Below are 7,455 nucleotides of genomic sequence, written 5' to 3' on the forward strand. Positions count from 1 at the left end.
GGGCCGAGGGGCGTACGCGCGGGGCGGCCGGGCCGTACCGCGCTCGTACGCCCGTCCTCCTAACGGCAGTTGAGCCGGGACTGCGCCCAGTCCGCGACCGCCACCGTGCTCATCGAGGACGTCGACTCGACGACCAGCCGTACCGTCTTGCGGCCCGTCAACGGCACATGCACCGGCACCGCCGGATCTCCGCCGCGCACCACTCGCGACCGCCACAGCCGCGCCGCGTCCCCGAACACCGAGAACCGGACCTCGCCCAGGCCCATCGTCATGTCGTCCACACCGGCCACCGCGTCGTACGACGAGCAGGGGCGGTTGAGGTCGATGGTCACCGACGAGGGGGCGTGCACCGATACCCCGTGTCCGTACGACGTGTCGTCGATGTGCAGCCCCCAGCGCTGCCACAGCCAGCTGCTCGCGCCGGGCCGCACCTCCGGTTTCGTGCCGTCGCCCATCCCCGCGTACCGCAACGTGTTGAGCTGGAAGGCGGCGGGTACGGGCGCCGGGGGAGTGGGCTCGGGCGTCGGCTTCGGGGGCGGCGGCTTGGGCTTCGGCGAGGGTTTGGGCGGCGTCGGTTTCGGCGCGGGCGGCTTCGGCTTGGGTTTCGCCGGTGCCGGCTTCGGGGGCGGCTTGGGCTTCGGCGAAGGCTTCGGCGGTGGCGGTTTCGGCGCGGGCGGCTTCGGCGGCGGCGTCGGTTCGGGGGCCGGTACCACCGGTGCCGCAGTGGCCTTGGCCTGCGGTTTCTTCGGTGGTTCAGGGTGGTTGCCGGTCAGGGCGTAGGCGAGGACCGCGCCTGCGGCGACCACCGCGGCCGCCCCGATGCCGACCTTCGCGGGCGCGCCGAGCCCCTCGCTCGCGGCGGCGCCCCCTGCGGCGCTGCCTGCCGCGCCCCCTGCCGCGCCGCTTCCGGAGGCGGCGGCCGCGGCTCCCGCGCCCGCGGCGGCACCGGCGCTCGCCAGCCCCACGGCGGCTCCGGCGGCGGCCTTGATCGTGTACCCGGCGGCGAACCACCCGATGACCGCGACCGGCAGCAGCAGCCGGATCCGCTCGTTGACGTCCGCGACCTCCAGGGCGGCGGTGCGGCACTTCGCGCAGTCCTCCAAGTGCTTGCGCAGCCCCCGCTCCGCCCGCATCCGCAGCCCACCGCGCGCGTACGCGCCGAGCCGGTCCGCGTACCGGGCGCAGTCGCCGCCCGACGTCAGGGACGTGTTCACATGCGCCTGGAGGTACGCCTGTTTGAGGCCCTCGCGCGCCCGGTGCGCCAGCACCGCCGTCGCGTTGGCCGTCAGCCCGAGCAGCGGCGCGACCTCGCTGGGCGACTCCTCCTCGACCGTGGTGTGCCACAGCACGGTCTGCCAGCGCGGCGGCAGGCTGCGGAACGCCTGCACGGCCAGGGACGCCTCGGCCTCCTGCATGGCCCGTACGTCCGCGCCCAGGTCGAGCGTCTCCTCGTCCGAGGCCGCGGCGCCGGCCGCGGACGACGCGAACACCGCGAAGTCCTCGACCAGTTGCTCGCGCTTGGCGGTTCTGCCCCATGCCGCGGCGACCCGGCGCACCGTGGTGAGCAGGTACGCGCGCACCGCCGAGTCCGGTCCCGCGCCGCGCTGCACGGCCTGGAGCGTCCGCGCGAAGACCTCGTTGGTCAGATCCTCCGCGGTGTGGTCGTCCCGGCAGCAACTGCGGGCGTACCGGCGGACCGCGTCGGCGTGCCGCCGGTACAACTCCTCGTACGCCGCGTTGGCGTGCGCGGCGTCCGCGTCCAACGCGCCGCCCCGCATACGGGCCACCAACTCGGTGTCCGACGGCGGCGCTTCCGAGCCGTCGCCGCCCGCGCCACCGCTGATGCCACCGCCTGCCGCGCCACTGCGGCCCGTGCCGCCGTCGTCCGTAGAACCACGGCCTGTGCCACCGCCGGCCGCAGCGCTGCCGCCCGTGGTTCCGCGGTCCGTACCGCCGCCTGTGCCACCGCTGCCGGAAGCGCCGCCGGAAGCACCGCCGGGAGTTCCTCCGATGGAGCCGCCGCCGCTCCGCTGCTGCGGCACGCTCGGCTCGGTGTTGACGGGACCCTCCGCCGCGCCCTCGGGCGCACCGGAACCGCCAGAGCCACCGGACGACCCCGAACCGCCGGCTGATCCCGAACCACTGACCGACCCCGAACCGCCGGCCGCATCCGAACCGTCATCCGCGCCCGGGCCACCAGGCGCGCCTGAGCCGCCGGGAGTGTCCGAACCGCTCGGGCCACCCGTGAACGGGCCTCCCTGGCTCGGCACTTGGGGGACCGGGCGTGCGCCCGGCTCCCCGCTCCCGCGCGGCTCATTCCGCCCGTCAACACCCATCGCGGAGGCCCCCGTACATGCCGTCGCTCCCGAATACCGGGCAAGCGTGCCATACGGTCGGTCACCGCAACCCCGTCCGGGAAGGCAACCACTCGTCCGGGGTGTTCTCACACACCGGAGCGGTAACCATCACCCATTCGGGGAAGGCTCATCGGACGTACTCGGCGCGAGCGCTACCCCACGGGCCGCGACCGCAGACCTTCCAGCAGGATGTCCAGCAGCCGTGCCGACGCCGCCGCCTGCTGCGCCGCGTCGGGCAGCGAAGGCGCTGCCGTGGCGATCACCAGCAGTACGTCCGCGACCGTCACGTCCGTGCGCAGCTCACCCGCGGCCCGGGCCCGGTCCACCAGCTGGCCCACGACCTCCAGCAGCGCCGCCGCTCCCGCGTCGTCCTGTTCCTCGACGGCGACCGGACGCGTCTCGACGAGCCGCAGTTCGTGCAGCTGGTTGATCGAAGAGCCCGGCTGCCGCTGCTGCGGCACCCGCGCCTCGATCGAGTGCGCCGCCCTGGCCTCCTCGGCCGCGGCCTCGGAGTCCACGTCGACGCCGACCCGCAGCACCTGCGGCGGCAGCAGCCGCCCGGCGCCCGACGCCACCGACGTGCGCAGGAACCGGGACAGCGCCGACCACGGCTCGTCCTCCTGCCCCAACGCGGCCCGCGCCTGCTCGGTCAGGCGCGCGGTCTCCTCCTCGGCTATCCGCCGGACCAGCACGTCCTTGCTCGGGAACCTGCGGTACACGGTCCCGACGCCCACCCGGGCCCGGCGCGCCACGTCTTCCATCGGCGCCCCGTACCCGAGCTCGCCGAAGACCTCGCGAGCCGCCCGTAGTACGTGTTCGAGATTGCGCTGTGCGTCCACACGCAAAGGCGTGTGGCGGCTGCCATTGGTGTCGGACGACGCGACAGCAGCCGACCAATGAGATCCATGAATGTGCATAAGCATTCCCCCGGTTATGACGTCTCCCCCCGGAGACTCCCCGCCCTGACTGCCGGGACATGACTCACCACCCCGACCAGGTACGAACATAGTTGAGCCCGCGTCAAGAAAGAAGGGGGAGTTCCGCACGGACCGCCCCACGATCGGAACACCGAACCGATCAGTCCGGATTCTCCGCACATCAACCACCCCACGGCCCGCTGCTGACCTGCGGGCTTTCCCCGCAGGGCGGCGGCCGCACACCGGAGCGCGCCCCTCCGCCACCGGTCACACATTTCGCTGGGCCTGTGGACAAATTCTTGTTGCCAGTGCGTCATGGGAGGGTGCTGTGCTTTCCCGGGGTCACAGCATCCGATAGCGGCCGAGCCGCGCCGGGCCCCCTGCCGGGCACCCCCTCGGGCTGGGCGACATCGCGAGGAGATCCTCTGTGAAGGAACCGGCGCGCATTCTCATTGTCGGCGGCGGCTACGTAGGGATGTACACGGCACTCCGCCTCCAGCGGAAGTTGAAAGCGGACGAGGCGCAGGTCACCGTGGTGAGCCCGGAGCCGTACATGACGTACCAGCCCTTCCTTCCCGAGGCCGCGGCCGGCTCCATCTCCCCGCGCCACGTCGTCGTCCCGCTGCGCCGCACCCTGCCCGGGTGCCGGGTCGTCGTCGGCGAGGCCACCGCCATCGACCACGCGAAACGCGTCGCGACCGTCAAGACCCTCGCCACCGACGAGGAGGGCACCGGCGCCGTCGAACTCCGCTACGACGAACTGGTCCTCGCCCCCGGCTCCGTATCGCGCACCCTCCCGATCCCGGGCCTGGCCGAATTCGGCATCGGGTTCAAGACCGTCGAAGAGGCCATCGGCCTGCGCAATCACGTACTCGGACAGCTCGACATCGCGTCCTCCACCCGCGACCCCGAAGTCCGCGACGCGGCCCTGACCTTCGTCTTCGTCGGCGGCGGCTACGCGGGCGTCGAAGCGCTCGCCGAGCTGGAGGACATGGCGCGCTACGCCGCCCGCTACTACCACAACATCCAGCCCGACGACGTGAGGTTCATCCTCGTCGAGGCCACCGGCCGCATCCTCCCCGAAGTCGGCGCTGAGATGGGCCAGTACGCCGTACGGGAACTGCGCGGCCGCAACATCGACGTGCGGCTCGACACCCGCCTCGACTCCTGCGAAGGCCGGGTCGCCGTGCTCAGCGACGGCTCGCGCTTCCCCACGCGTACGGTCGTATGGACCGCCGGCGTCAAACCGTACCCCGTCCTCGCCGCCACCGACCTGCCGCTCGACGGCCGCGGCCGGCTCGTCTGCACCGCGGCGCTCCAGGTGGCGGGCGCCGAGCACGCCTGGGCGGCGGGGGACGCCGCCGCCGTCCCGGACGTGACGGCCGACGAGCCCGGCAAGGAGTGCGCGCCCAACGCCCAACACGCCGTACGCCAGGCCGGAGTCCTCGCGGAGAACCTCATCTCGTCCCTACGGGACGAGCCCCTCCGCGACTACAGGCACAAATACGTCGGTTCCGTGGCCTCCCTCGGCCTGCACAAGGGCGTGGCGCACATCTACGGGCGGCGGCTCAAGGGCTACCCCGCCTGGCTCATGCACCGCGTCTACCACCTCAGCCGGGTCCCCACTTTCAACCGCAAGGCGCGCGTGCTCGCCGAATGGTCCCTCGCCGGGCTCTTCAAACGTGAGATCGTCTCGCTCGGCTCCCTGGAGAACCCGCGTGCCGAGTTCGAACTCGCCGCGGGCACGGGGCGTCACCCGGAAGGCACTTGAACCCACCTGGCCGGAGCCGGGAACTCCTCCCGGACGGCCGGCGTCTGACGGATGTCAGTCCGGTCGGTCACACTGGACGTGTGACCATGGGTGGGCTCGTACCTGCGAAGAGTGACAACCGCGAGGATAGTGACAAGCACGAGGATTCGGACGTTTGCTGCCTTCCCTTGGAGAACTCCCCCCACAACCCCCGCCGGGCCACCGTGCAGGTGTGCAGCCCAGTAACGACACCACGAGGTAATCCTCTGTGAACTTCACCCGCTGGAGCGCCCGGCTCCCCGGAACCCAACGCCGAGCGGCGGCGCGCACCGACCGCGGTACGGGACCGTCGCAGACCCCGAGCGCGGCGAGCGCCGCCAACGGCTCCGTACCCGCCGCCCGGGCCGAGACCGTGCCACGGACCCGCCCGTCCGACGCCGACAGGGCCGCCGACAGGGCGGCCGGCGGCGCGACACGCCGGACCGCCGCCGTGACCACCGACGCGCCGGAGACCGAAGGCCCCGTCCCCACCCTCGACGGGCTCTCCGTCCACGAGGTCCTCGGCCAGGTCCCCGCCCTCGTCGCCGTCGTCTACGGCCCCGAGCACCGCGTCGCGTACGTCAACGACGCCTACTCCGCGTTCTTCGGCCACCGCGCCCCCGGCGCCCCCGCCCGCACGGCCCTCCCGGAGCTCGAAGCGCTCGGGCTGCTGCCCCTCATGGACCAGGTCCTGCGCAGCGGCAAGCCGCGCACGGTCAAGTCCCGCCGGGTCACCGCCGAGGGCGGCGACCCGCCGCGCCACGGCTACTACACCTTCACCTGCACCCCGATCGAGGTCGGCGCCGCCCACGGAGCCGCCCCGGCCGCCGCGCGCCCGCCCAACCCTGCGGTCGGCGATGGCGCCTTGCCCTGTGAGCACTGTGGGGCGGATGGGGCGCGCGGGGAGGACGAGGCAGGTGACGCGCGCGATGCGATCGGTGCGCACGAATCCAACGGATCGCACGAATCCAACGGGGCGTCGCACGAGCCCAACGGGTCGCACGGGGCGAGTGAGGCGCACGGCCCGCGCGAGCCCTATCAAGGGGTGCTCGTCTTCGCCGCCGACGTCACCGACCAGATCGAATCCGCCGAGCGGCTGCGCGCCAGCGAGCGCCGCCAGCGCGAGGCCGCCGTCACGCTCCAGCGCAGCCTGCTGCCCCAGGAACTGGAACAACCCGACGACCTGCGCGTCGCCGCCACCTACCAGCCCGGCGGCACCGACGCCGCCGTAGGCGGCGACTGGTACGACGTCATCACCCTCGGCGCCGGCCGTACCGCCCTGGTCATCGGCGATGTCATGGGCCGCGGAGTGCGCGCCGCCGCCGTCATGGGCCAGCTCCGTACGGCCGTACGGGCCTATGCCCGCCTCGACCTCCCACCGCACGAGGTCCTCCAGCTCCTCGACGGCCTCGCCGCCGAGATCGACGCCAGCCAGATCGCCACCTGCGTCTACGCCGTCCACGACCCCAACGAGGGCCGCCTCGTCTACGCCTCCGCCGGCCACCTGCCCATCCTCGTCCGCGACCCCGACGGCTCCGTGCGCCGCGCGGCCGAGCCCACCGGCCCGCCGCTCGGCACCGGCGGCTGGCTGCACACCTCCGGCTCCGTACCGCTCGGCCCCGGCTCCAGCGCCGTCCTCTATACAGACGGCCTGGTGGAGCGCCGCGACGAGGACATCGACACCGGCGTCGCCTCCCTGGAGCGCGCCTTCGCCGGTGCCACCGGTTCGCCGCAGGTCATGTGCGACCGGCTCATCCGCGCCCTCGGCGTCACCGCGGAACACGACGACGACGTCGCCGTACTCGTGCTCCAGCACCCCGCCCGTACGGGCCACGACGCCGAGCTCTTCCACAACGCCGCGCTGGAGCTGCTGGGCGGCATCGAGGCGGCCCCCCGCGCCCGCGCCTTCGCCTCGGGCGTACTGGCCAGCTGGCGCTTCCCCACCGAACTGCGCGACCTCGGCGTACTGGCCGCCAGCGAGCTCGTCGCCAACAGCCTCCAGCACGGCACCCCGCCCATGCGGCTGAGACTGCGCCGTACGGACCGCCGCCTGATAATCGAAGTCACCGACGGGGACGACCACCTGCCGCGCCGCCGCAAGCCCGAGCCGGCCGACGAGGCGGGCCGCGGCATCTCGATCATCGCCACCATCGCCTCCTCCTGGGGCTCGCGCCGCACTCCGGGCGGCGGGAAAGCCGTCTGGTGCGAATTCGCCCTCCCCATGGGATGACCGGGACCGGACGGTTCTGTGTACGGGCGTACGAGCACACAGCCGTGGGGGGGGGGGGGGGGGGGGGGGGTGAGGAGGGGGGGGGGGGGGGGGAGGGGGGTGGGGGGGGGGGGGGGGGGGGGGGGGGGAAGATATCCTGCGAATCCCAGGACTGCGTCTCTT

At 73.3% G+C, this 7,455-nt stretch carries 4 protein-coding genes; 2 read left to right on the forward strand and 2 right to left on the reverse strand.

Translation table 11 applies throughout. The features are described 5' to 3' along the window. Positions 1–59 precede the first annotated feature (59 nt). Complete coding sequence (locus AC07AB_RS04210; RefSeq protein ID WP_478559630.1) at positions 60–2,042, reverse strand: sigma-70 family RNA polymerase sigma factor; 1,983 nt, start codon at positions 2,040–2,042, stop codon at positions 60–62. 467 nt (positions 2,043–2,509) lie between these two features. After that, positions 2,510–3,274 (reverse strand): TetR/AcrR family transcriptional regulator, encoded by a 765-nt coding sequence (locus AC07AB_RS04215; protein WP_478559633.1) that lies wholly within the window; start codon positions 3,272–3,274, stop codon positions 2,510–2,512. 475 nt (positions 3,275–3,749) lie between these two features. Between AC07AB_RS04215 and AC07AB_RS04220 the strand changes: the two genes are divergently transcribed. Both AC07AB_RS04220 and AC07AB_RS04225 read left to right on the forward strand, forming a co-directional pair. Continuing rightward, on the forward strand, positions 3,750–5,045 hold the full coding sequence (locus AC07AB_RS04220; RefSeq protein ID WP_478559750.1) for an NAD(P)/FAD-dependent oxidoreductase: 1,296 nt from the start codon (positions 3,750–3,752) through the stop codon (positions 5,043–5,045). A 247-nt stretch (positions 5,046–5,292) separates the two neighbouring features. After that, positions 5,293–7,293: an ATP-binding SpoIIE family protein phosphatase gene (locus AC07AB_RS04225; RefSeq protein ID WP_478559636.1), complete on the forward strand. Its 2,001-nt coding sequence runs from the start codon at positions 5,293–5,295 to the stop codon at positions 7,291–7,293. The last annotated feature ends 162 nt before the right edge of the window (positions 7,294–7,455 follow it).

Source organism: Streptomyces sp. NPDC044033 (assembly GCF_056434425.1).

Coding starts and splice junctions, on each gene's coding strand:
- AC07AB_RS04215 (WP_478559633.1), bottom strand. CDS start 3,274: ATGCACATTCATGGATCTCATTGGTCGGCTGCTGTCGCGTCGTCCGAC.
- AC07AB_RS04220 (WP_478559750.1), top strand. CDS start 3,750: ATGTACACGGCACTCCGCCTCCAGCGGAAGTTGAAAGCGGACGAGGCG.